The 24,208-nt window shown below is 59.7% G+C and carries 16 protein-coding genes, 1 tRNA gene, 1 other RNA gene and 1 pseudogene; 5 read left to right on the top strand and 14 right to left on the bottom strand.

Going from position 1 to position 24,208, the window contains the following annotated elements; genetic code table 11:
* The first annotated feature begins 200 nt into the window (after positions 1-200).
* Complete coding sequence (locus AC6I7Z_RS07955; protein WP_497813776.1) at positions 201-410, top strand: hypothetical protein; 210 nt, start codon at positions 201-203, stop codon at positions 408-410.
* A 102-nt stretch (positions 411-512) separates the two neighbouring features.
* Entirely contained in the window at positions 513-3,956 is a 3,444-nt protein-coding gene (gene mfd, locus AC6I7Z_RS07950) for a transcription-repair coupling factor (RefSeq protein ID WP_497813775.1), read from the top strand.
* 93 nt (positions 3,957-4,049) lie between these two features.
* Here mfd and phoA read toward each other — a convergent pair whose 3' ends face one another.
* Positions 4,050-5,474 carry an alkaline phosphatase gene (gene phoA / locus AC6I7Z_RS07945; RefSeq protein WP_497813774.1) on the bottom strand — a complete coding sequence of 475 codons (1,425 nt, stop codon included), beginning with the start codon at positions 5,472-5,474 and terminating at the stop codon, positions 4,050-4,052.
* A 243-nt stretch (positions 5,475-5,717) separates the two neighbouring features.
* Here phoA and AC6I7Z_RS07940 point away from each other — a divergent pair.
* Both AC6I7Z_RS07940 and AC6I7Z_RS07935 read left to right on the top strand, forming a co-directional pair.
* Positions 5,718-5,805 (top strand) — tRNA-Ser (locus AC6I7Z_RS07940).
* Between the two features lie 48 nt (positions 5,806-5,853).
* Positions 5,854-5,982: non-coding RNA, RtT sRNA (locus AC6I7Z_RS07935), on the top strand.
* A gap of 203 nt (positions 5,983-6,185) precedes the next feature.
* On the opposite strand, the gene AC6I7Z_RS07930 is transcribed toward AC6I7Z_RS07935, so the two are convergent.
* From AC6I7Z_RS07930 to putP, 7 genes and pseudogenes are all read right to left on the bottom strand, one after another.
* Positions 6,186-6,902 carry a hypothetical protein gene (locus tag AC6I7Z_RS07930; RefSeq protein WP_497813773.1) on the bottom strand — a complete coding sequence of 239 codons (717 nt, stop codon included), beginning with the start codon at positions 6,900-6,902 and terminating at the stop codon, positions 6,186-6,188.
* A 5-nt stretch (positions 6,903-6,907) separates the two neighbouring features.
* Positions 6,908-7,898: pseudogene (locus AC6I7Z_RS07925) on the bottom strand (hypothetical protein).
* A 182-nt stretch (positions 7,899-8,080) separates the two neighbouring features.
* Positions 8,081-8,869, bottom strand: a complete 789-nt coding sequence (gene phoH, locus AC6I7Z_RS07920) for a phosphate starvation-inducible protein PhoH (RefSeq protein ID WP_033750871.1) — start codon at positions 8,867-8,869, stop codon at positions 8,081-8,083.
* Between the two features lie 504 nt (positions 8,870-9,373).
* Positions 9,374-10,648 (bottom strand): iron uptake transporter deferrochelatase/peroxidase subunit, encoded by a 1,275-nt coding sequence (gene efeB, locus AC6I7Z_RS07915; protein ID WP_497813772.1) that lies wholly within the window; start codon positions 10,646-10,648, stop codon positions 9,374-9,376.
* 1 nt (position 10,649) lies between these two features.
* Entirely contained in the window at positions 10,650-11,771 is a 1,122-nt protein-coding gene (efeO, locus tag AC6I7Z_RS07910; RefSeq protein WP_497813771.1) for an iron uptake system protein EfeO, read from the bottom strand.
* Between the two features lie 4 nt (positions 11,772-11,775).
* A complete protein-coding gene (gene efeU, locus AC6I7Z_RS07905; protein WP_048785122.1) occupies positions 11,776-12,609 on the bottom strand; it encodes an iron uptake transporter permease EfeU in 834 nt (277 codons plus the stop codon).
* Between the two features lie 179 nt (positions 12,610-12,788).
* A complete protein-coding gene (putP, locus tag AC6I7Z_RS07900) occupies positions 12,789-14,273 on the bottom strand; it encodes a sodium/proline symporter PutP (protein WP_497813770.1) in 1,485 nt (494 codons plus the stop codon).
* Between the two features lie 452 nt (positions 14,274-14,725).
* Here putP and putA point away from each other — a divergent pair, with 452 nt between their 5' ends.
* A complete protein-coding gene (gene putA, locus AC6I7Z_RS07895) occupies positions 14,726-18,676 on the top strand; it encodes a trifunctional transcriptional regulator/proline dehydrogenase/L-glutamate gamma-semialdehyde dehydrogenase (protein WP_497813769.1) in 3,951 nt (1,316 codons plus the stop codon).
* A 111-nt stretch (positions 18,677-18,787) separates the two neighbouring features.
* Here putA and AC6I7Z_RS07890 read toward each other — a convergent pair whose 3' ends face one another.
* The 6 genes from AC6I7Z_RS07890 to lpoB form a co-directional block, all read right to left on the bottom strand.
* Positions 18,788-19,330 (bottom strand): glycine zipper 2TM domain-containing protein, encoded by a 543-nt coding sequence (locus AC6I7Z_RS07890; RefSeq protein WP_033750889.1) that lies wholly within the window; start codon positions 19,328-19,330, stop codon positions 18,788-18,790.
* A gap of 293 nt (positions 19,331-19,623) precedes the next feature.
* Entirely contained in the window at positions 19,624-20,928 is a 1,305-nt protein-coding gene (locus AC6I7Z_RS07885) for an NAD(P)/FAD-dependent oxidoreductase (protein ID WP_096072946.1), read from the bottom strand.
* A 210-nt stretch (positions 20,929-21,138) separates the two neighbouring features.
* Positions 21,139-21,681 (bottom strand): alpha/beta hydrolase YcfP, encoded by a 543-nt coding sequence (gene ycfP, locus AC6I7Z_RS07880; RefSeq protein WP_497813768.1) that lies wholly within the window; start codon positions 21,679-21,681, stop codon positions 21,139-21,141.
* A 36-nt stretch (positions 21,682-21,717) separates the two neighbouring features.
* Positions 21,718-22,761, bottom strand: a complete 1,044-nt coding sequence (gene nagZ / locus AC6I7Z_RS07875) for a beta-N-acetylhexosaminidase (RefSeq protein WP_497813767.1) — start codon at positions 22,759-22,761, stop codon at positions 21,718-21,720.
* 35 nt (positions 22,762-22,796) lie between these two features.
* Positions 22,797-23,612 carry a thiamine kinase gene (gene thiK / locus AC6I7Z_RS07870; protein ID WP_497813766.1) on the bottom strand — a complete coding sequence of 272 codons (816 nt, stop codon included), beginning with the start codon at positions 23,610-23,612 and terminating at the stop codon, positions 22,797-22,799.
* A complete protein-coding gene (gene lpoB / locus AC6I7Z_RS07865) occupies positions 23,596-24,201 on the bottom strand; it encodes a penicillin-binding protein activator LpoB (RefSeq protein WP_497813765.1) in 606 nt (201 codons plus the stop codon). Before lpoB ends, thiK begins: the two co-directional genes overlap by 17 nt.
* Positions 24,202-24,208 lie beyond the last annotated feature (7 nt).

Here is a 24,208-nt window from a genome sequence, read left to right as displayed (position 1 = left end):
TGAAAGTAGACCAGTGATGATAAAGGAGGCGTTCGGTTTATGAAACCTCTAACCCTCTGAGTACGCGGCAAAGTGTGGCCGATTTTTGCCAAAAAGAAATCCCGTCGCTCCCGTCTGTACGTTTAATCGCCTGCCATCGGGTTAGGCTACACTATAAGATGGAGTCAGCAACCTGCTCCTGAGGCGCTGGAGGAAACACCATGTTCAAATATCCCAAAGGCAGCATTGTGAAACACAAATCGGGAGAGATAAAAGGCGAGATTGTTAACATTTTTGAACAGGGAGACGCGCCCACCGGCTACTACGTCAAGTGGGACGACGGCAACCACAGCTACCATCTGGAAATGGAGTTGAGCTGGGCGAACGTCGATCGTCCGCGCATGCACTACACCCAACCATCCGCTAAATAACTCGGCCACCGCGCAAAGGAAAAACCGTCGCAGCAGGTGATCGCCAGGGCGTAATGTGGAATCATGACGCCCTGGAAAAAATGGAGAGAACCACAAGATCCCATGTCCGAACAGACCCGCTATGCCCTGCCCGTAAAATCCGGCGATCGTCGCCAGCTCGGTCAGCTGATCGGCGCCGCGCACGCGGTGGAGTGCGCCAGCATTACCGAGCGCCACGCCGGTCCGGTGCTGATGATCACCCCCGATATGCAAACCGCGCTGCGCCTGCTGGATGAAATCCGCCAGTTCACCGATCTGCCCGTCAGCCATCTCGCCGACTGGGAAACGCTGCCCTATGACAGCTTCTCGCCGCATCAGGACATTATTTCGGCGCGTCTGTCGACGCTTTACCAGCTGCCGACCATGACGCGCGGCATGCTGATTATGCCGGTGAACACCCTGATGCAGCGCGTCTGTCCGCATCCTTTTTTGCACGGCCACGCGCTGGTGATGAAGCAGGGACAGAAACTGTCGCGCGATCGCCTGCGCGATCAGCTGGAACAGGCGGGCTATCGCCACGTCGACCAGGTCATGGAGCATGGCGAATACGCCACGCGCGGCGCGCTGCTCGATCTCTTTCCGATGGGCAGCGATCAGCCCTACCGCATCGACTTTTTCGACGACGAGATCGACAGCCTGCGGCTGTTCGACGTCGACAGCCAGCGCACGCTGGAGGCGGTGCCGGCGATCAATCTGCTGCCGGCCCATGAGTTCCCTACCGACAAAGCGGCGATCGAGCTGTTCCGCACCCGCTGGCGCGAGCTGTTCGACGTGCGCCGCGAGCCGGAGCATATCTATCAGCAGGTGAGCAAAGGCACCCTGCCCGCCGGCATCGAATACTGGCAGCCGCTCTTCTTCGAGCAGGCGCTGCCGACGCTGTTCAGCTATCTGCCCGACAATACGCTGGTGGTGAACTGCGGCGATCTTAACGGCAGCGCGGAGCGCTTCTGGCAGGACGTAGAGGCGCGCTATGAAAACCGCCGCGTCGATCCCATGCGGCCGCTGCTGACGCCAACCACGCTCTGGCTGCGGCCGGATGCGCTGCTGGGCGAGCTGAACCGCTGGCCGCGCATACAGATGACCAACGAGGCGCTGCCGGAGAAAGCGGGCAACACCAATCTCGGCTACCAGCCGCTGCCCGATATCGCCGTGCAGGCGCAGGCCAAAGCGCCGCTCGATCCGCTGCGCCAGTTCCTCGACGGCTTCAGCGGCCACGTCACCTTCTCGGTTGAGAGCGAAGGCCGCCGCGAAAGCCTGCAGGAGCTACTGGCGCGCATTAAGCTGCGTCCGCAGACGGTGCGGCGCTTCGATGAGGCGAACAGCGAGCGCTATACCCTGATGATCGGCGCCAGCGAGCGCGGCTTTGTCGATACGCAGCGCGACCGCGCCCTGATCTGCGAAAGCGATCTGCTGGGCGAGCGCGTCAGCCGACGCCGCCAGGATACGCGCCGCACTATCAATCCCGATATTCTGATCCGCAACCTGGCCGAGCTGACGCCCGGTCAGCCGGTGGTGCATCTGGAGCACGGCGTCGGCCGCTATATCGGCCTGACCACGCTGGAAGCGGGCGGCATCATGGCGGAGTATTTGATGCTCTCCTACGCCAACGACGCCAAACTCTATGTGCCGGTGTCGTCGCTGCACCTGATTAGCCGCTACGCCGGCGGCGCGGATGAAAATGCGCCGCTGCACAAGCTGGGCAGCGACGCCTGGACGCGCGCGCGGCAGAAAGCGGCGGAAAAAGTGCGCGACGTCGCCGCCGAGCTGCTGGATATCTACGCCCAGCGCGCGGCGAAAGCGGGCTACGCCTTTAAGCACGACCGCGAGCAGTATCAGCTCTTCTGCGAGAGCTTCCCGTTTGAAACCACGCCGGATCAGGCGCAGGCGATCAACGCGGTGCTGAGCGACATGTGCCAGCCGCTGGCGATGGATCGTCTGGTGTGCGGCGACGTCGGCTTCGGCAAAACCGAAGTGGCGATGCGCGCCGCTTTCCTCGCAGTAGAGAACCATAAACAGGTGGCGGTGCTGGTGCCGACCACGCTGCTGGCGCAGCAGCACTACGACAACTTCCGCGACCGCTTCGCCAACTGGCCGGTGCGCATCGAGATGCTGTCGCGCTTCCGCAGCGCCAAAGAGCAGACGCAGGTGCTGCAGGCGGCGAGCGAGGGCAAGATCGATATCCTGATCGGCACCCACAAGCTGCTGATGAGCGATCTGAAGTGGCACGATTTAGGGCTGCTGATTGTCGATGAAGAACACCGCTTCGGCGTGCGCCACAAAGAGCGCATCAAGGCGATGCGCGCCGACGTCGATATCCTGACGCTCACCGCGACGCCGATCCCGCGCACCCTGAATATGGCGATGAGCGGCATGCGCGACCTGTCGATTATCGCCACGCCGCCGGCGCGTCGCCTGGCGGTGAAGACCTTTGTGCGCGAGTATGACGCGCTGGTGGTGCGCGAGGCGATCCTGCGCGAAGTGCTGCGCGGCGGCCAGGTCTACTACCTCTACAACGACGTCGAGAATATCGAAAAGGCGGCGCAGCGGCTGACGGAACTGGTGCCGGAGGCGCGTATCGCCATCGGCCACGGCCAGATGCGCGAGCGCGATCTTGAGCGGGTGATGAACGACTTCCATCATCAGCGTTTCAACGTGCTGGTCTGCACCACCATTATTGAGACCGGCATCGATATCCCGACCGCCAACACCATTATCATCGAGCGCGCCGATCACTTCGGCCTGGCGCAGCTGCATCAGCTGCGCGGCCGCGTCGGGCGTTCGCACCATCAGGCTTACGCCTGGCTGCTGACGCCGCACCCCAAGGCGATGACCAGCGACGCGCAGAAGCGTCTTGAGGCGATCGCCTCGCTGGAGGATCTGGGCGCGGGCTTTGCGCTGGCGACGCACGATCTGGAGATCCGCGGCGCAGGCGAGCTGCTGGGCGAAGAGCAGAGCGGGCAGATGGAGACGCTGGGCTTCTCGCTCTATATGGAGCTGCTGGAGAACGCGGTCGAGGCGCTGAAGGCGGGGCGCGAGCCGTCGCTGGAAGATCTCACCAGCAATCAGACCGAAATCGAGCTGCGCATGCCCGCGCTATTGCCGGAGGAGTTTATCCCCGACGTCAATACCCGACTGTCGCTCTACAAGCGCATCGCCAGCGCCGACAGCGAAGAGGAGCTGCAGGAGCTGAAAGTAGAGATGATCGACCGCTTCGGCGTGCTGCCGGACGCGGCGCGCAATCTGCTGGATATCGCCACGCTGCGGCTGGTGGCGCGCAGTCTCGGCATTCGCAAGATCGAGGTCAGCGACAAAGGCGGCTTCTTCGACTTTGCGCCGCAGAACAGCGTCGACCCTGGCTGGCTGATTAGCCTGCTGCAGAAAGATCCGCAGCAGTGGAAGCTGGATGGGCCGACCCGACTGCGCTTTACGCGCGATTTGGCCGAGCGCAAGCTGCGCATGGAGTGGGTGCAGAACTTTATGGCGCAGCTGCGCGAAAACCGCGTTTAGCGATGCAATAACGTCTCCCGCCAGCCGGGAGACGTCAGACCGCTGAAGCGCTTATAGCGTGGGTAGCAGGAGCCGGAGAGCAAAGCGTTCGCGTCACTTCAGCGCCATCGCATCGCGCAGGGTAAAGAAGAGATCGGTCTGATCGGTCAGCCCCACCACGTTAGCCGCCCAGGGACCGTAGGCCGCGACGCGCAGCTGAGTGCCGGTGTGGCCCTGCGAATCGGTATCGGAGTTGCCGTAGCTGAGGGTCATCACCGCGCCGTCCCTGGTGTTCAGCGCCTGCGTCAGGCCGGGCGCCTTCGTCCCGTTGGCGATGATCTGGCTGCTGTGCGCATGATCCGCCGTCACTACCACCAGCGTATTGCCCTCTGCGCGCGCAAAAGCGAGCGCCTGCTGCACCGCTTCGTCGAGGTCCACGGTTTCGCCAATCTGGCCGCACGGATTGGCCGCGTGGTCCTCTTTATCGATCGACGCGCCTTCGACCTGCAGGAAGAAGCCGTTCGGATTGGTTTTCAGCAGATCGATCGCTTTGGCGGTCATCTGCGACAGCGTCGGAGTTGCGGCCGGGCGATCTTTATTCACCTCGCAGGTCACCGCCGCTTGATCGATGTTGCCATAATGACTTGCCTTCGGCCCTTTCCAGCGCACCGGCATATTGCCGTCGGCAAACAGGCCGAGCAGCGGTTTCTCCTTGTCGGCCGCGGTAACGGCGTTCAGCCCCTGCCAGTCGCTCACCAGCTGATATCCCAGCGCCTGCGCCTGTTCGCGCAGAGTTTTGCCCTGATAGTCGCCCGCTTTCGCCACCTCGTTAAAAGATTTCGCGCCGCCGCCCAGCACTACGTCGGCGCGGGTTTTCAGGATCTGCTCGCTGATCGAGCCTTTACCACCCTGCTCCAGCGCGTTGCTGGCGCACAATTCGCTGGTTTTCTCCGGGCCGTAGCATTTGCGGCTGGTAACGTGCGCCATCAGCGCGGCGGGCGTCGCGTCCTGCAGCTCTGCGGTAGAGACGTTGCCGGTGGCTTTGCCTGCCGCTTTGGCGATCTCCAGCAGGGTTTGCTGATCCTTGCCGTTGACGTCGACACCGATGGCGCCGTTATAGCTTTTGGTGCCGGTGGCCCATGCGGTGGCGGATGCGGCGGAATCGGTAACGTAATCCGGCTTGTGGGTTTTCTTATCGAGCGAATAGTGTGTGTACTGGCCGGTAAGCGGCAGCGCGTCCAGTCCTTTAAAGAAGCCGCCTGCGCCCTCCGCCAGATTACGCGCGGCGGTGATCTCCGAGTCGCCCATGCCGTCGCCAATCAGCAGAATGACGTTTTTCGCCGTGGTGTTGCGCAGCGACGCTTTCAGCGCCTCGGTCTGATCGCCGGTCAGGCGGCGCGCGCCGCCGTGCTGGGTAATGTCGCCGGTCGCGGCACGCGAGTAACCTGCGTCTGCAGGCGCGCTGCCGTTTTCGGCGTGCGCAGAGAGGCTGATCAGCGAGGCGAGCAGAGAAAAGGTAAAGAGGCGCACAGGTTTCATCTTGTATTCCTTTATGAGAAAAATTTACCAGAGGTTTCAGGCGTTAAGTCTGTGATGTTCTGGTGACATTTTTGTGGCTGCGGGATTTCTTTTTGATGACAATCTGGCCGGAATGCGCAGGGATAAATCGATTCGAACAGAGCTTAAGCGGATAGAAAAAAAGAGAAAAATAGTGCTTGACCCTTTTAGGCCGACTCCCTATAGTAGCGCCCCGTTGACCCAGCAAGGTCAGCGGAAAAATGTGGTGAGGTGTCCGAGTGGCTGAAGGAGCACGCCTGGAAAGTGTGTATACGGCAACGTATCGGGGGTTCGAATCCCCCTCTCACCGCCACAAATTCAAGAAAATGCCTGAACTCGCGTTCAGGCATTTTTTTTTTGCATATCGCTCGATGAGAGGGGTATGAGAACCCCCGCCGGGGTTCGACAACGGGCGCAGCCCGTTGGACAGCGGAGCCTGCGACGCTGCCCGCAGGGCGAGCGCAGCGAGTCAATCCCCCTCTCACCGCCATCATTTCAGAGAGAAGCCTGAACATACGTTCAGGCTTTTTTCGTTTATATCACTCGATGAGAGAGGTATGAGAACCCCCGCCGGGGTTCGACAACGGGCGCAGCCCGTTGGACAGCGGAGCCTGCGACGCTGCCCGCAGGGCGAGCGCAGCGAGTCAATCCCCCTCTTACCGCCGCAAATCAGGAAAATACAGGCACGAAATTTTATTGTTCATATTTTTTAATGAGTCTCATTTTTTCTCTTAACACAGCATATCTTCTCAATTTTTTTGAAAAAGAGATTGCCCAAAAAAGAGATATGAAATTTTCAACAATAATGTAAGCAAACCTTAAGATTAAAATAATAATGATGAACATTAAAATTATTGTGGATATATTTATAAAATTCCCAGGGGGATGATAAAGGGTCAAAATTGAATTAAAAACGTCAATACTGTACCACGCCAAAAAAGCAAGAAATAGAGTATAAAAAACTATGTGGCCTGTCATTTTTTTTAATGAACAAACAGGCATTTCATCTCGTTTGTAATTGAAAATCTGATTGCAGTCAAGGAAAGATAAAAAACCCGTACTATTCATTCGAACATTATTATCATAAATGTAGCTAAACAGAACCTTTAATACAGGTAGAGGATAAAATAAACCATATTGCTTAAGTTTTAGCTCCTTAATTAAAACATCATACTCTCCATCAACATCATTAAATTCACTAATTATCTTTAGCGCAATAACTTTATCGTCTACAGACAACCTAATAAAATTAGATGAAAGATTCATTTTGAAAATGAAGACAAAAGGGAAGCAAAGGCGTTTTATTAAGCGAACCAGCCATAAAGCAGCAGCAACAAATAAAGGCCCCGTAATAGCTTTCAAGTGGTCCTCGAACAACCAAGAATCTTTTATAGTATCTATAATATTCATTATATTTATTCCTTTATATTAAGGATCTCACCGCACAGACGCAATTCCGGAGGCTCTGCCATTTTGATACGCCCAATGCGTACAGGTAAGGTCCCCTCACGCTGGCATAGATTCTTAATAGCGTGCCACTCTTCAGTCTCTGATTCCATATGTGTCGTAACCGAGTCGAAAGCACCCTCGGCAATAATGATGGCAGGATCTTTATCCGATTCCCTGTCGGCCGTAACTACGTCAGATTCATCAGTCAGTTTCGTCTTTCAGTTCAGCCAGACTGGCTTTAAGTTCATTAAAAGTGCTGGCGGCATCCTCCGGCGCATAAAAAAAGAGGCCGCTAATGAAAATAGCTTCCATGACTTCCCTAAAACAAAAAGAGGTGTCGCCATAAATGAAGCTGCTATGCCCTGCACTTTTCACACCTGATACATTTTTGTTCAGCAATTTATCTTTTGCGGAGTCAGTCAATGCCTGTTTATTGTAAAGGATAACAGGCAGATTTTTAACTTCATGAATGTCGCCGCTAATGCTCCAGCGCTCTTCATCTCCCTTAATGAAGCCGGAAGCATCACAGCGCGTTTCAATGTCAAACTCCTCGGTTGGGATGCGCTCACGGTTAAAATAGCTTGTAAGATCTTCTCCTTCTTCCATGTCCTGATATTGGTAAGCGCGATAAACTGAACTATGACGGTCAATACCAATCCATTCTATATCCCATGTAGCGGGTCCCGACGGTTTTCGGACCTCATCAATATAAGCGCCCACATCTCTGTCCAGATAAGCGGCTAACAACGCCTTCCAGGGTTCTATTGCCAGAAAGATGCTTGCCAGCGTTGTCCCGTCTTCTATCAGAACGCTATGGTGGAAAAAACGAAGAAGAAAGAATGGATCGGTGCTGGCTACTGCGTTCTGTATCGAGAGTAAGGGAACCGCTGTTGTTTCATCGTATATGGACTGAAATCGCAGTATGGCATCTGAACAGAAAATTAAGTTTCCTTCCATCGATCTCTATCTCCAGGCGTTATCAGACCGGGCATTTTACCAAACAAGAAAACGTTATCGCATTCTGCTTTTGCCTGAGTGATACCTTTCTAAAATAAAATAAGATGCCATTTAGAAATATCACCCATAAAAAACCCGGCTTGCGCCGGGTTTTTCTTGCTACACAGACTTACTCAAATCAATCAACCATACGCATGCAGCGTGCGCTGACAAAGCGCCGAACGCACGCAGTCATCTTTGCCGAAGCGCACAATCCCGACCATCTCGTCCTCTTCGAACCGCGCCAGCGCGTCCGCGAGACCGGAAGAGACCCCAGCAGGCAAGTCGCACTGGGTAATATCGCCGTTAACAATCACCGTGACGTTTTCGCCAAGGCGCGTCAGGAACATCTTCATCTGGGCCGCGGTCACGTTTTGCGCCTCATCGAGGATCACCACCGCGTTTTCAAAGGTACGACCGCGCATATAGGCGAAAGGCGCGATTTCCACCTTGCCGATTTCGGGTCGCAGACAGTACTGCATAAAGGAAGCGCCAAGACGTTTAACCAGAACGTCGTAGACCGGCCGGAAGTACGGAGCGAATTTTTCCGAGATGTCCCCTGGCAGGAATCCCAGATCTTCATCGGCCTGTAGCACCGGACGGGTGACAATAATCCTGTCGATATCCTTATGTATCAGGGCCTCTGCCGCTTTCGCGGCGCTGATCCAGGTTTTACCGCATCCAGCTTCGCCGGTTGCAAAGATCAGCTGCTTCGATTCTATGGCCTGGAGATAGTGCGCCTGAGCATCGTTCCTGGCGGCGATCGGCGAACGGTCGCGCACGTCGCGCGCCATACCGATTGCATCCAGCCCACCCATCTGCACCAGCGAAGTGACCGATTCTTCTTCGCGCTGACGATGACTGCGAGAGTCACTACGAAGCACCCTTCTGGCTTCACGACGCGCTTTGATCACTGCTTTCTGTCTTCCCATAGTCGCACCTTACAGTTGGTTTCATTTCCCGCGTTGGGCCGCTGCCCGCCACGATTAACTGAACGCTTTAGAGGTTTGATTGGCTTCCTTTCGAGCCATGACGTACCGTTGATAAAGATGTGTCGCCGCACCGAGGCGCAAAGACACACCGGTAAAATCGAAGATAGAGAAACAATTTGATAAAGAAGAAGAGGCTGTCGAAGGCGCGCATGCCCTCGCTGAAGAGTGTGAAACCTGAGGTAAAGCTGTCTGTCCTGTAAAGGACTTTCCCATGCGCGACTCCAGTCTGCGATACAACACGCTTATCCATTAAACTGCACTAATTTTAACAGAGTTGGCAACATTAATTTTACGACCATACCCAGAATTAAGAAATAACAGCAGCCGACAGGCGGGCAAAAAAATTTTTTGTTATAGCAATCAAGGGATTAAATTTTCAGGCGGGGAAAAATATTTTGCGCCTCACGCATAAATCGCGCCGCCGATGCGGCGGCGCAGATGTCGTCAGGCTTCCAGCAGCGGCTGCGCCAGATAGTGCTTTGCGTCGGGAACGCCCGGCAAAACAAAGAAGTAGCCGCCGCCGATGGGACGTACATACTCTTCTAGCGCTTCGCCGTTGAGCCGCTTCTGTACCGTGATAAAGCCTTTTTCCAGGTCGTGCTGATAGCAGACGAACAGCAGCCCCATATCGAGCTGCCCCGATGCGGTGGTGCCCGCCGAATAGCTGTAGCCGCGGCGCAGCATCAGGCTGCTCTCCGTCTCAGGCGTGCGCGGATTAGCAAGGCGAATATGGGCATCGAGCGCGATAACCTCACCCTCCGGATCTTTCGTATAATCTGGCACGTCATGCTCGTGCTGCATACCCAGCGGCGCGCCGCTCAGCTTGTCGCGGCCGAAGATGGCCTGCTGTTCGCCGAGCGGTGTGCGGTCCCACATCTCAACGCGGAAACGGATAATTCGCGCCGCCTGATAGCAGCCGCTGCGCGTCCACGCCGGCTCGTCCTGATCGGCCGTCACCCACAGCAACTTATCCATCAGCGGCTTATTCTGCGTGTCGGGATTGGCCGTGCCGTCCTTGAAGCCCAGCAGGTTGATGGGCGTCTCTTTACCCTGGCTGCGCGCGGCGTGATCGGCGATAAAGCCTTCGCGACGCCAGCGCACGCCCAGCAGATCGGGCGTGTATTTCACGATATCGCGCAGCGCGTGGATCACCGTGTCCTGGGTGTTGGCGCAAATCTGCAGCAGCAGATCGCCATGGCACTGGGCGGCATCCAGCGAATCGTTGGGAAAGCGCGTCATGCTTTGCAGCTTCTTCGGCTTCAGCGCCTGCAGGCCAAAACGCTCGTCGAACAGCGATGCGCCCACCGAAACCGTCATCGTCAGATTGTCCGGCGCAATCTCTGCGCCCAGAATGCCTGAGTCCATCGGCGGCAGTTTAGGATTAGTCACCGCCGGCGCCGGGCCGCCGCTGGTCAAAAAGGCGATGCGCGCGGTGAGCAGCTGAAACAAGCGCACCAGATCGGCCTTATCGCTGGCCAGCACGTCGAAGGCGACCAGCATCATCGACGCCTGCTGCGGCGTGGTGATGCCCGCCTGATGCTCTCCGTAGAAGGGTTGCACCTGGCGTCGCGCGTCGGGCGCAACCGTACCGGGAGAAAAACTGTCGGCCGCCGCGTGGAACGGACAGCCGCCGCTCAGGGCGGCCGCGCCGCCCAACAGCCCCAGCCCTTTTAACAGGCGCCGCCTTGCAGGCTGCGCCTCATCCTGTTGACGACTCATATCAATCGAGACCTAAGGTACCGCGCAGTAAAGAGAGATCTTCCGCCAGCGCGGTAACCGGGCCTTTCAGCGCATTGCGATCCGCGCTGGTGAGTTTCTCGTAGGAGGCGAAGCCCTCTCCCTCGCGATACTTGCCCAGAATGGCATCGACTTTTTTGAAGTTGCCGTCAACTTTCGCCAGCAGCTGCGGATTCGCCTGCTGCAGCTGCGGACGCAGCAGATCGACAATCTTTTGCGCGCCGTCGATGTTCGCCTGGAAATCCCACAGATCGGTGCGGCTGTAGCGATCTTCTTCGCCGGAGATTTTACTGGAGGCGACCTCTTCGATCAGGCCGGCCGCGCCGCCGACCACTTTCACCGGCGGGAACGCCAACTCGCTGATGCGGGTCTGCAGATCCTGCACGTCGCGGTTGAGCTGAGTGGCGTAACCCTCCATGCCTTTGGTGTTGTTATCGCTGAACAGCGCTTTCTCAAGGCGGTGGAAACCGGTGAATTTCGGATCGTCCGCTTTCTTCTCGTAATCGTCTTCGCGCGCGTCGATGCTGCCGTCAAGATCAGAGAACAGCTCGGCGATAGGCTCGATACGCTCGTAGTGCTGACGAGTCGGCGCATAGAGCGCTCTCGCCTTCTCGATATCGCCCGCTTTCACCGCATGGGTAAAGGCTTCGGTGCTCGCCGCCAGCTGCGCCACTTCCTGCGTTACGTAGGCTTTATAGGCGGTGATGGGGCCGGCCAGCGCCAGCACGTCGGGTTTACCGCCTTTCACGGCGGGCGACGCCTCGCCCTGCACGATCAGCTTGCCTTTCGGATTACTCAGCAGGCCGCAGGTCATCTCATACTCGCCCGGCTCAAGGTTAGCGGTGAGCTTCTGGCTGAAGCCCGGCGCGATATTTTCACGCTCTTCCACCACCAGCACGCCTTTCAAAATCTCCCACTCCAGCGCTTTCTGACTGTTGTTCTTGATCAGAAACTGGGTTTTGCCTGGCTTGACCGTCAGCTGCATCGGTTCGCACTGGGTATCCGTCACGCTGACGGCGACCTGCGGAATATCGGCGGCCGCAGCGGTTCCCGTCAGCGCCAGCAGCGAAGCCAGCAGGGTTTTGCGGCGAAAGCGAATCATCATAGAGTTATCCCTGTTTAGTCGAGAGTTGGCGCGCCGGACGCGCCGGCAGTAAAAACAGCAGCAGCGCCGGAATAAGGTAGAGAAAGTAGGCCGCCACTTCGCTGACGCTCGGCGTCTCCTGATAGCCCAGCACGCCCTCAAGCAGCGTGCCCGCCAGCGAATGGGTGGAGAGCACGTTGCTCAGGTCGAAAGCGACCGTCTGAAAATGGTTCCACAGGCCCGCCTCATGAAAGGCGCGTACAGCGCCCGCCGCCAGCCCGGCGGCGACGAACAGAATAAACAGGCTGCTCCATCGGAAGAAGTGCGCCATATTCAGGCGCACGCCGCCCCAGTAGAGCAGCATGCCCAGCACCACCGCCGTCGCCAGTCCGAGCACGGCGCCCACCGGCGGCGCGTAGCCGACATCCTGGGTAAAGGCCGCCAGCAGAAAGAACACCGACTCCAGCCCTTCGCGCGCCACGGCGAGAAACACCATCAGCACCAGCGCCAGTCCGCCGCGCCCGCTCTGATTCAGCGCCTGATCGACCGCCTGCTCAAGCTGCACGCGCATATTGCGCGCCACTTTGCGCATCCAGAACACCATTGAGGTGAGGATCGCCACCGCGACCACGGCCACGATGCCTTCGAACAGCTCCTGCTGCTTCTGCGGGAATTCGCCGGTGGTCTGGTTGATGATAATGCCGAGCGCGAGGCAGAGTGCCGCCGCGATAAAGACGCCCGCCCAGAGTGCCGGGAACCACCGAGTGCGGCCGGTGCGCTTCAGATAACTGGCGATCAGGCTGACGATCAGCGCCGCTTCGAGGCCTTCGCGCAGCATGATAAGAAAGGGAACAAACATCGCCGACCTCTTGAATGTTAAGCAGCGTCAATCGCGGGTAAAGTTAGGTAAAATGCGAACGATACCGATTATCATTATCGCGGAGGAAAAAACAAGTAATGCGGCGAAATTATTTCTCCTGCTGAAGACGCAAAAAAGCCCGCTCCCATGCGGGAAGCGGGCTTGTATGTTGTAATGAATTATTTGGTCAGGTATTCCGCCTCGGCCGCGTCAAAGCGCTGCTGCGCCGCGGCAGACGGCTCGCGACCCAGCAGGCTGAAGAGCACAATGGCGATGCTGGAGAAGGCGAAGCCCGGAATGATTTCGTACAGGCCCAGCCAGCCATACTGTTTCCAGATCAGCACCGTCGCCGCGCCGATCACCATACCCGCCAGCGCGCCGTTGCGCGTCATGCGCTTCCAGCAGACGCCAAACAGCACCACCGGACCAAAGGCGGCGCCGAAACCGGCCCAGGCGTAGCTTACCAGCCCCAGCACGCGGTTATCTGGGTTCGAGGCGAGCGCGATGGCGATCAGCGCCACCAGCAGCACCATAGCGCGGCCGAACCACACCAGCTCTTTCTGGCTGGCGTTTTTGCGCAGGAAGCCTTTATAGAGATCTTCGGTCAGCGCGCTGGAGCAGACCAGCAGCTGGCAGCTGAGGGTTGACATCACCGCCGCCAGAATGGCCGAGAGCAGAATGCCGGCGATCCACGGGTTAAACAGAATGCGCGCCAGCTCGATAAAGACGCGCTCGCCGTTGCCGCTGACGTTCGCCGCCTGGTCCGGGTGATTCTGGAAATAGGCGATACCAAAGAAGCCGACCGCCACCGCGCCCGCCAGGCAGAGCACCATCCAGGCCATGCCGATGCGGCGCGCGGTGCGGATCGAGCGATGCGAATCCGCCGCCATAAAGCGCGCCAGAATATGCGGCTGGCCGAAGTAGCCCAGTCCCCAGCCGAGCAGCGAAATCACCGCGACGAAATTGAGCCCTTTCAGCATATTGAGGTTTTCAATGCTTTTCGCCTCAATCACCGCCAGCGAATCATTCAGCCCACCCACGGCGACAATCACGATCACCGGCGTCAGGATCAGCGCGAAAATCATCAGGGTTGCCTGCACGGTGTCGGTCCAGCTCACCGCAAGGAAGCCGCCTACCAGCGTATAGAGGATGGTCGCCGCCGCGCCGGCCCACAGCGCGGTTTCATAGCTCATGCCGAAAGTGCTTTCAAACAGGCGCGCGCCCGCCACCACGCCCGAGGCGCAATAGATGGTGAAGAAAATCAGGATCACCAGCGCAGAGATGACGCGCAGGATTTTGCTGTTATCTTCGAAGCGGCTGGTAAAGAAATCGGGCAGCGTCAGGGCGTTGTCATGGTGCTCGGTCTGGACGCGCAGACGCCCCGCTACGATCTTCCAGTTCAGCCAGGCGCCGATCGTCAGGCCGATGGCGATCCAGCTTTCCGAAATGCCAGAGAGAAAAATCGCGCCCGGCAGCCCCATCAGCAGCCAGCCGCTCATATCAGAGGCGCCCGCCGACAGCGCGGTAACAAAACTGCCCAGACTGCGGCCGCCCAGAATGTAATCGTCGAAGTTTTTGGTGGAACGGTAGGCGATGAAGCCTATCAGCACCATCCCAAGGATATAAATTACAAAAGTCACCAGCATCGGTGTGCTTACACTCATTCGTCTCTCCACTTTATAGTTGATTTCCCGAGAGAAACCGCACGCTGCGGCCGCGTCGGAACGGGACGGAGCCGCAGGTTTTTTTCCAGATTCAGGCGCCTGCTCTTTCCTGAGGCGCGGTATCCTGCCGGAAAGGCGCGATGCGCACAATGGATTTAACACAGGCATTACAGCGATTTCACCTGTTAACCGCTAAATTATGTTAACAGGTTGCACTCGCTCACAGTTCCACAGTTGCACCCAGGTAAACCGCCAGCATTGCAGTAGGTTAGCGCCGCGCAATTGTGGCGAGATTCTTGCAGCAAGTTCCATGCCGCCTTTTATAGCGTTAACAAATTAATCATTAAAAAGGCTGTTAAGCAGGTCACACTTAACACGGTTGCACAAAGTTGCAACATCAGAGATAGTGCTGGCCACGCAGTGTGAGAGTTAAAGACAGGAGCAGACAGGTCATGGGCACGACAACAATGGGGGTGAAGCTGGATGAGGCCACCCGCGAACGCATTAAACTGGCGGCGCAGAAGGTTGACCGCACGCCGCACTGGCTGATTAAGCAGGCGATTTTCAACTACCTCGGCCAGCTGGAGAGCGGCGACGCCCTGCCGGAGGTCCCCATGACGGCGGGCGCGCAGGTGGAGCAGGAGGAGATCGCCCCGGAAGAGACGCATCAGCCCTTCCTCGATTTCGCCGAGCATATTCTGCCGCAGTCGGTGGCGCGCGCCGCGATTACCGCCGCATGGCGTCGTCCCGAGACCGACGCGGTGCCGATGCTGCTGGAGCAGGCGCGTCTGCCGGCGTCGCTGGCGGAGAAAACGCATCAGCTCGCCTACAGCCTCGCCGACAAGCTGCGGCACCAAAAAGGGGCGACCGGACGCGCCGGGATGGTGCAAAGCCTGCTGCAGGAGTTCTCGCTCTCCTCTCAGGAGGGCGTGGCGCTGATGTGCCTGGCGGAAGCGCTGCTGCGCATTCCCGATAAACCGACGCGCGACGCGCTGATCCGCGACAAAATCAGCAACGGCAACTGGCAGTCGCATCTGGGCCGCAGCCCTTCCCTGTTCGTTAACGCCGCCACCTGGGGTTTGCTGTTTACCGGACGTCTGGTCTCTACGCACAACGAAGCCAATCTGTCGCGCTCGCTGAACCGTATTATCGGCAAGAGCGGCGAGCCGCTGGTGCGCAAAGGCGTCGATATGGCGATGCGCCTGATGGGCGAACAGTTCGTCACCGGCGAAACCATCGCTGAAGCGCTGGCGAACGCGCGCAAGCTGGAAGAGAAAGGCTTCCGCTACTCCTACGATATGCTGGGCGAAGCGGCGCTGACCGCCAGCGACGCCAAAGCCTACCTGGTCTCCTACCAGCAGGCGATCCACGCTATCGGCAAAGCCTCTAACGGCCGCGGCATTTATGAAGGGCCGGGCATCTCCATCAAGCTTTCCGCCCTTCACCCGCGCTACAGCCGCGCGCAGTACGATCGCGTGATGGAGGAGCTTTACCCTATTCTGAAATCCCTGACGCTGCTGGCGCGCTCTTACGATATCGGCATCAATATCGACGCCGAAGAGGCGGACCGTCTCGAGCTGTCGCTCGATCTGCTGGAGAAGCTCTGCTTTGAGCCGGAGCTGGAGGGCTGGAACGGCATCGGCTTCGTGATCCAGGCCTATATGAAGCGTTGCCCGTTCGTCATCGACTCGCTGATCGATCTGGCGCAGCGCAGCCGTCGCCGCCTGATGATCCGCCTGGTGAAAGGCGCCTACTGGGACAGCGAAATCAAGCGCGCCCAGGTGGAAGGCCTTGAGGGCTATCCGGTCTATACCCGCAAGGTCTACACCGATATCTCCTATCTCGCCTGCGCGCGCAAGCTGCTGGCGGTGCCGAACCTGATCTATCCGCAGTTCGCTACTCACAACGCCCATACGCTGGCGGCCATCTACCAGCTGGCGGGCAATAACTACTATCCGGGCCAGTATGAGTTCCAGTGCCTGCACGGCATGGGCGAACCGCTCTATGAGCAGGTGGTTGGCAAAGTGGCGGACGGCAAGCTCAATCGTCCGTGCCGCATCTATGCGCCGGTCGGCACTCATGAAACCCTGCTCGCCTACCTGGTGCGTCGCCTGCTGGAAAACGGCGCCAATACCTCTTTCGTTAACCGTATCGCCGATACCTCGCTGCCGATTGACGAGCTGGTGGCCGATCCGGTGGCGGCAGTGGAAAAACTGGGCGCGAGCGAAGGGGCGATTGGCCTGCCGCATCCGAAGATCCCGCTGCCGCGCGATCTCTACGGCGCGGGACGCAGCAACTCGGCGGGCATCGATATGGCCAACGAACATCGTCTGGCGTCGCTCTCCAGCGCCCTGCTGAGCAGCGCCGCGCAGCCCTGGCTGGCGCAGCCGATTATTGACGGCGAGCTGGGCGACGGCGAAACCCGTCCGGTCATCAATCCGGCCGCGCCAGGCGATATCGTCGGCCAGGTGCGCGAAGCGAGCGAAGCGGAAGTGTCGCTGGCGCTGGATGCGGCGGTGAACGCCGGTCCAATCTGGTTCGCGACGCCGCCGGACGAGCGCGCGGCGATCCTCGATCGCGCCGCGCAGTATATGGAAGACGGCATGCAGCAGCTGATCGGCATCCTGGTGCGCGAAGCGGGTAAGACCTATAACAACGCCATCGCCGAAGTGCGCGAAGCGGTCGATTTCCTGCGCTACTACGCTGGCATGGTGCGTGACGATTTCGATAATGAAACGCATCGTCCGCTTGGCCCGGTGGTCTGTATCAGCCCGTGGAACTTCCCGCTGGCGATCTTTACCGGCCAGATCGCGGCCGCGCTGGCGGCGGGCAACAGCGTGCTGGCCAAACCGGCGGAACAGACCCCGCTGATCGCCGCGCAGGCGGTGCGTATCCTGCTGGATGCCGGCGTGCCTGCGGGCGTGCTGCAACTGCTGCCGGGCGACGGCGAAACCGTCGGCGCGCAGCTGACGCGCGACGCGCGCGTACGCGGCGTGATGTTTACCGGCTCTACCGCGGTGGCGACGCTGCTGCAGCGCAACCTGGCCGGCCGCCTCGATCCCCAGGGCCGTCCGACGCCGCTTATCGCCGAAACCGGCGGGCTTAACGCGATGATCGTCGACTCTTCCGCGCTGACCGAACAGGTGGTAGTCGATATCCTCGCCTCGGCATTCGACAGCGCCGGACAGCGCTGCTCGGCGCTGCGTCTGCTCTGCATCCAGGAGGATGTGGCGGATCACACCCTGAAAATGCTGCGCGGCGCGATGGCCGAATGCCGCATGGGCAATCCCGAGCGCCTCTCCACCGACATTGGCCCGGTGATCGACGCCGAGGCGAAGGCCAATATCGAGCGTCATATCCAGGCGATGCGCAACAAAGGCAATGCCGTCTACCAGGCGGTGCAGGAGCATCCGCAGGATCGCGCGGAGTGGCAAAGCGGCACCTTTATCAAGCCGACGCTGATCGAGCTTGATCAGGTCAGCGACCTCGATAAAGAGATCTTCGGCCCGGTGCTGCACGTGGTGCGCTTCGCGCGCAATGCGCTGCCGCAGCTGATCGACCAGATCAACGCCGGCGGCTATGGCCTGACGCTGGGCGTGCATACCCGCATTGATGAAACCATCGCGCAGGTCACCGCCAGCGCTAAAGTCGGCAACCTCTACGTTAACCGCAATATGGTGGGCGCCGTGGTCGGCGTGCAGCCGTTCGGCGGCGAAGGCCTCTCCGGCACCGGCCCGAAAGCGGGCGGCCCGCTCTATCTCTACCGCCTGCTCTCCAGCCGTCCGGAAACGGCGCTGAGCGCCACCTTTGATCGCCAGGACGCCGAACGTCCGGCTGACGGCACGCTGCGCGAGGCGCTGCTGGAGCCGCATAAAGCCCTGGCGGCCTGGGCGCAGCAGGATAAGCCGGAACTGGCGGCGATCTGTCAGCGCTACGCCACGCTGGCGCAGGCGGGCACCGTGCGGCTGCTGACCGGTCCGACCGGCGAGCGCAACACCTTCTCGCTGCTGCCGCGCGAACGCGTGCTCTGTCTCGCCGATAACGAGCAGGACGCGCTGGTGCAGCTGGCGGCGGTAACCAGCGTCGGCAGTCAGGCGCTCTGGCCGGACGATGAGCTGCACCGCAAGCTGCGCCAGGCGCTGCCGCAGGCGGTACAGGCGCGCATCGCGCTGGCGAAGGATCTGTTCGCCACCCACTTCGACGCGGTGATCTACCACGGCGACGCCGATCAGCTGCGCACGCTGTGCGAGCAGATCGCGGCGCGCGACGGCGCGATTGTATCGGTGCAGGGCTTCGCTCGCGGCGACACTCAGCTGCTGCTGGAACGTCTGCTGATTGAGCGCTCGCTGAGCGTCAACACCGCGGCGGCCGGCGGCAACGCCAGCCTGATGACCATCGGCTGATAAGTCGTCTCGCAAGCGGATGAGACGGCATAAAAAGCAAAGCTAAAAAAAAGGCACATCGCAAGATGTGCCTTTTTACTATGTGTGTGCTGTGTGGGAATCTTTGCCCCGTTAAGCCTGATTGCTGTTCAGGATGAGCTGGCCGTTACGGTCCAGCGGGATGCGGGTGCCAGGGTCGTTTTCCATGCGGATTTTGCCCTGCTGGTCGCCTATTTTATAGGTCACATCATAACCCAGCATCTTTTCTTGCTTATCGTATACCGTTTTGCAGCGCTGCTCTGAGGTGGTGTAGGTGTCGCGATCCTGCAAACCGCCCTGCACCTGGTTGCCGGCATAGCCGCCCGCCAGCGCGCCTGCGACCGTCGCCACATCGCGTCCCCGTCCGCCGCCGAACTGATGACCCAGTACGCCGCCCGCTACCGCGCCCAGCACCGAACCGGCGATGCGGTTCTCATCCTGTACCGCGCGACGATGGGTTAGCGTCACGTTGCGACATTCCTGACGCGGCTGCTTAATGCTCTCTTTGATTGGCGTCGCTGAAAGCACCTGCGCATACTGCGGACCACGGTCAAATACATCCATGCTGGCAACGGCGGCCACACCCAAAGCGGCTGCAACGCCGATACCGATACCCGCTAACATTGATTTATTCACAGGATTGTCCTCCTGAAGTTGTTACCGTGCATGCGTGCCGCGACGATGTCCCCTGTCGCTATGGCACAGAACGGCGTGCACGACCCGCCGTATCGTTGCAGGAAGTTTTGCAGATGGCCCGAAATTGCAACATCAGATTAATGGAGGAAAACGCACCGGAAGCGGATCAGGGCCAGCTTTTCGGAGAGTTCTGAGCAGGACTGGCGAGCGGAGTTTAATTAATTTGTGTTATGTGTCAGCAGCTTAACCAGCGTCTGAGAAAAGAAAAGGCGGCTTGCGCCGCCTGGGAATCATTAGTGCAGCTTGAGGCGCGGACGGATCACGCGGTTAAGACTGCCTACCAGCATCATCAGGCCAGTCTTGAAATAGCCGTGGAGCGCAATCTGATGCATACGATATAAGGAGATGTAGACAAAGCGCGCGATGCGGCCCTCTACCATCATGGAGCCGCGCATCAGGTTGCCCATCAGGCTGCCCACGGTACTGAAGCGCGACAGCGACACCAGCGAGCCGTGATCTTTATAGACGTAGGCTTTCAGCGGCTTGCCGCTACGCTGGGCGAGGATATTCTCCATAGCGCGCGACGCCATCTGGTGCGCCGACTGGGCGCGCGGCGGCACGAAGCCGCCCGACGGCAGCGCGCAGGAGGCGCAGTCGCCGATGGCGTAGATATCGTCGTCCAGCGTGGTTTGCAGCGTCTCTTTCACCACCAGCTGGTTGATGCGGTTGGTCTCCAGCCCGCCAATCTCTTTGAGGAAGTCCGGCGCTTTAATGCCCGCCGCCCATACCATCAGATCCGCCTCAATAAATTCGCCGCCTTTGGTGTGCAGGCCGTTTTTATCGGCGCTGGTCACCATGGTTTGCGTCAGCACGCGCACGCCCAGCTTGGTCAGCTCGCTGTGCGCCGCGGCAGAGATGCGCGGCGGCAGCGCAGGCAGAATGCGCTCGCCCGCTTCCACCAGCGTGACGTTGAGCGCCTCGCTGCTCAACCCTTTATAGCCGTAGCTGTGCAGCTGCTTGACCGCGTTATGCAGCTCGGCTGACAGCTCGACGCCGGTCGCCCCGCCGCCGACGATAGCGATATTGACCTTCTCCAGCCGGCCTTCGCTGGCGGAGAATTTCAGGAACTGGTTCAGCATCTCATTGTGGAAACGCTGCGCCTGGTGCGGGTTGTCGAGGAAGATACAGTGATCTTTCACGCCCGGCGTGCCGAAATCGTTCGAGGTGCTGCCGAGCGCCATCACCAGGGTGTCGTAGGCCACCTCGCGCTGCGGCACCAGCACTTCGCCGTTGTCGTCGCGCATCTCCGCCAGCTCAATGGTTTTACGCTCGCGATTGATGTTAGTCAGCGAGCCGAGCTGGAACTGAAAGCCGTGGTTGCGCGCATGCGCCAGATAGCTCAGCGCGTCAATGCCCTCGTCCATCGATCCGGTCGCCACTTCGTGCAGCAGCGGCTTCCACAGGTGGCTGTGGTTGCGATCCACCAGAATAATCTCGGCCTTTTTCTTGCGGCCCAGCTTGTGACCGAGCTGCGTTGCCATCTCCAGCCCGCCCGCGCCGCCACCGACAATAACGATTTTTTTCATGGATGTAGTCAACAAGACCCCCTCAAAATGTGAACCAATAGTTAATCGATGGTTAAATTAAACCTTAATAAACATAGGGTTGGCGAAGTTAAAATCGCTGCTGAGGGCAGAATAGCATGGGCAGGGAAGATGGTCATACCAAAATTGATTTACATCAATTACTCGGCGGATAACTCAGATTATTACGCAAAAGGCGCGGGCGCCTGGCTGGCGCCCGCATGCTTAACCTAATGTTTTGAAAGCGTTAATGCGCTGGAGATGCGGGGAGATGTTCCTGAACTTATGGCCTTCTTGCTCATCCCAGACGATTTCGTAGAAGGGGTGCAGCGTCTCTGCGCTGCGCTGGCTATCTAACGCCTCGTCGCGGCGCGACAGGAACACCAGGCAGCGATCGCGGTTCTTTTCGCGAAAGTCGCTGACGCATTTGGTGGCGATGTCGAGATACTCTTCCGGCCGGTCGATTTTTCCCTCCATATTTTCGAAGGGAAAGAGATTGGGATTGAAAATCGCCTGGCGAATGCCGCAGAGAAAGCCGATGCGCTCTGCCCAGTAGCCGCCCAGCCCGACGCCGCATATCAGCGGCTGGACGCCGCCGCCGCGCGTCAGCAGCTTGTCGGTCTCTTTCAGCAGAAACTGCATATCATGTTTAGGGTGGCGGGTGCTGTAGCCGATCATCCTGACGTCAGGATCGATAAACTGCAGCTGCAGCACCTTTTCATGGTTGCCCGGACTGTTGGAATCGAAACCGTGCAGATAGATAATCATGACACTCCTCAGCGTTGTGCGCGCCGGGAGCAGAGATTACTTCCCTGACGCTTTGTGTTCCAGCCAGCGCGCCTGCAGGTTGCTTAGCTGCTGCGCATTCTGCTTCCAGCGCGCGCTCTGCTGCAGGCTCTGGCGGGTAAAGGTTCCCCGATGGTACAGCCGCGGCACGCGTTCGGCGCCGATCGCGATCAAATTATCCAGCACGCTGATCGCGCCTGCGCGATGGTTGCAGACCAGGATCATGTCGCATCCGGCTGACAGCGACTGCTGCGCGCGCTCCGCATAGCTGCCCATGATGGCGGCGCCCTCCATCGACAGATCGTCAGAGAAGATGACGCCGTCAAAGCCCAGCTCTTCCCGCAGCACCTTTTTCAGCCAGTAGGGCGAACCGCTGGCGGGCAGCGGATCCACCTCAGTATAGATAACGTGCGCCGGCATGACCGCATCCAGCGCGCCCTCGTCGAACAGCGCCTGGAAAATCGCCATGTCGTGACGACGCAGCGTCTCCAGATCGCGCGGGTCGCGCGGCGTCTCTTTATGGGAGTCGGCGCTGACCGCGCCGTGGCCAGGGAAGTGCTTGCCGGTGGTTTTCATGCCCGCTTCATGCATGCCGGCGATAAAGCGGCGCGCCATCGCCAGCGCAATCTGCGGATCCTCATGGAAGGAGCGGTCGCCGATCGCCGCGCTGATATGGCCAAGGTCCAGCACCGGCGCGAAGCTGATGTCGATATCCATGGCGATCATCTCCGCCGCCATCTGCCAGCCTGCCTGCTGCGCCAGCTCGCCGCCGCTTTGCGCATCGTGCAGCGCCGCGAAAGACTGCATCGCGGGCAGCGTGGTGAAGCCGTCGCGGAAGCGCTGGACGCGTCCGCCCTCCTGGTCGACCGCTACCACCAGCCGCGTGCGCGACGCGCTGCGGATCTGGCGCACCAGCTCAGCCAGCTGGGCCGGATCGTGGTAGTTGCGCGCGAAGAGGATCACGCCGCCGACGGTAGGATGCCGCAGGATTTCGCGCTCTTCGGCGTCCAGTTCAAAACCTTCGACATCCAGCATCAGCGGGCCGGGAAGTTGTGTCGTCATAATCAGTTCCTGGCGCGGCGCTCTCGCCGCGCGAATTAAAGGGTTTGCCAGCTCTGCCGCGCCAGCTGGCGCAGCGCCGCATCGTCGCTCTGTTCGGCGCGCAGCTGATACCAGCTGGCCATCAGCAGCCGCAGCCAGGGCTGCCAGCGCGCAACCTGCCGCGCCAGCGCCGCGGGCGGCAGGCGCGCCGCCTCGGCATAGGCCGCCAGCCAGCTCTCTGCCCGCTCGGGATCGGCGGCGCACAGCGCCGCCAGCTCCAGCGCCACGTCGCCATCGGCGGCATACTCCCAGTCGATCAGGTGCAGCCCTTCCGCGTCTGCAATCAGGTTGCCGGCATGGACATCCATATGCAGCGGCGCCAGCCGCAGCGGCGCGGGTTCGCCCGCGCGCGCCAGCTGACGCAGGGCGCGCTGCCAGCCCAGATGCCGCTGTCGGCAGAGCTGCCAGTAGCGCAGCAGCAGCGGCATCATCCGCAGGCGGTAGCCCGTCTGCGGCTGGCGATGCAGCCGCAGCAGCAGCGCCACCACCTCATCGCGCCGCTGGTGAAACGCCTGCGGCGACAGCGGTTCGCCCGCGCGCCACGGCAGCAGCAGCAGTTGCGCGTCACCGAGCAACGGGCGCGGCGTCAGGCCGCTGGGATGCAATTTGCGCAGCAGGCGGGCTTCGCGCTGACGATCGACAAAGGGGATCGGCGGCTGCGGCGCAGGCCGCGCGACAAACGCGCCCTGCCCGCTTTCCAGTTTGCTGCTGTGGCCGGTAAGCCCCTGCAGCGGCGCGACCCTCTCCAGCGCGACGCCCGGCAGCTGTTTTGCTATGCGCGCCAGCAGCGAGGGATCAATTCTGGGCGACACCTTTGCCTGACCAGACGATCTCGCCGGTCTGCACCAGCATCAGCTGCATCTGCAGCGTCGGCGTTTTCACGTCGCCCTGCGCCGTGCTGTAGAGCACATACTGCGCGTTCAGCGTGCGGGCCAGGCCGATCGCCTTGCTGCGCGAGTTCAGGCTGTCGTCCGGCGACAGGCCCAGCGTCTGCTTAGCCTGCGCCAGCTGATCGTTGGTCACCAGCGTAAACTTGCCGTTGTTGGCCAGCGCGTTTTGAATCGCGTCTGTGGCTTTTTCGCTCTGCAACGCGCCGTTGGTGCTGTTTTTAATGCGATCGACCATCAGCACGCTGCCCGGCGTAACCCCGTTGGCTGCACGCAGCATCTGCGCCACCAGCGGCTGCACGCTGGCGTCCCAGTTAATGGTTTTCAGCTTCGGCGGCTGCGGCACAGGCTGCGTCGGCTCCGGCACTGGCTGCGGCTGCGGCACAGGCTGCGGCTGAGTGGGTTCGGCGGGCTGCGTCGGTTCAACGGGCGCAGGCTGCTGCTGTTTAATTACGCAGCCGGAAAGAATGAGCGCCATCAGGAGCGCTCCGGAACGAGGGAGTCGGCGAATCACTTAACAA

Source organism: Pantoea sp. X-Soil-MYKO-1289 (assembly GCF_059730625.1).
The sequence above is the reverse complement of the archived record's forward strand: the minus strand, read 5'-3'. Positions and strand labels throughout refer to the sequence as shown.

Coding starts and splice junctions, on each gene's coding strand:
- efeO (WP_497813771.1), bottom strand. CDS start 11,771: ATGATGATTCGCTTTCGCCGCAAAACCCTGCTGGCTTCGCTGCTGGCG.
- AC6I7Z_RS07930 (WP_497813773.1), bottom strand. CDS start 6,902: ATGAATATTATAGATACTATAAAAGATTCTTGGTTGTTCGAGGACCAC.
- ycfP (WP_497813768.1), bottom strand. CDS start 21,681: ATGATTATCTATCTGCACGGTTTCGATTCCAACAGTCCGGGCAACCAT.
- efeU (WP_048785122.1), bottom strand. CDS start 12,609: ATGTTTGTTCCCTTTCTTATCATGCTGCGCGAAGGCCTCGAAGCGGCG.
- phoA (WP_497813774.1), bottom strand. CDS start 5,474: ATGAAACCTGTGCGCCTCTTTACCTTTTCTCTGCTCGCCTCGCTGATC.
- nagZ (WP_497813767.1), bottom strand. CDS start 22,761: ATGACGACACAACTTCCCGGCCCGCTGATGCTGGATGTCGAAGGTTTT.
- efeB (WP_497813772.1), bottom strand. CDS start 10,648: ATGAGTCGTCAACAGGATGAGGCGCAGCCTGCAAGGCGGCGCCTGTTA.
- phoH (WP_033750871.1), bottom strand. CDS start 8,869: ATGGGAAGACAGAAAGCAGTGATCAAAGCGCGTCGTGAAGCCAGAAGG.
- mfd (WP_497813775.1), top strand. CDS start 513: ATGTCCGAACAGACCCGCTATGCCCTGCCCGTAAAATCCGGCGATCGT.
- putP (WP_497813770.1), bottom strand. CDS start 14,273: ATGAGTGTAAGCACACCGATGCTGGTGACTTTTGTAATTTATATCCTT.
- AC6I7Z_RS07955 (WP_497813776.1), top strand. CDS start 201: ATGTTCAAATATCCCAAAGGCAGCATTGTGAAACACAAATCGGGAGAG.
- putA (WP_497813769.1), top strand. CDS start 14,726: ATGGGCACGACAACAATGGGGGTGAAGCTGGATGAGGCCACCCGCGAA.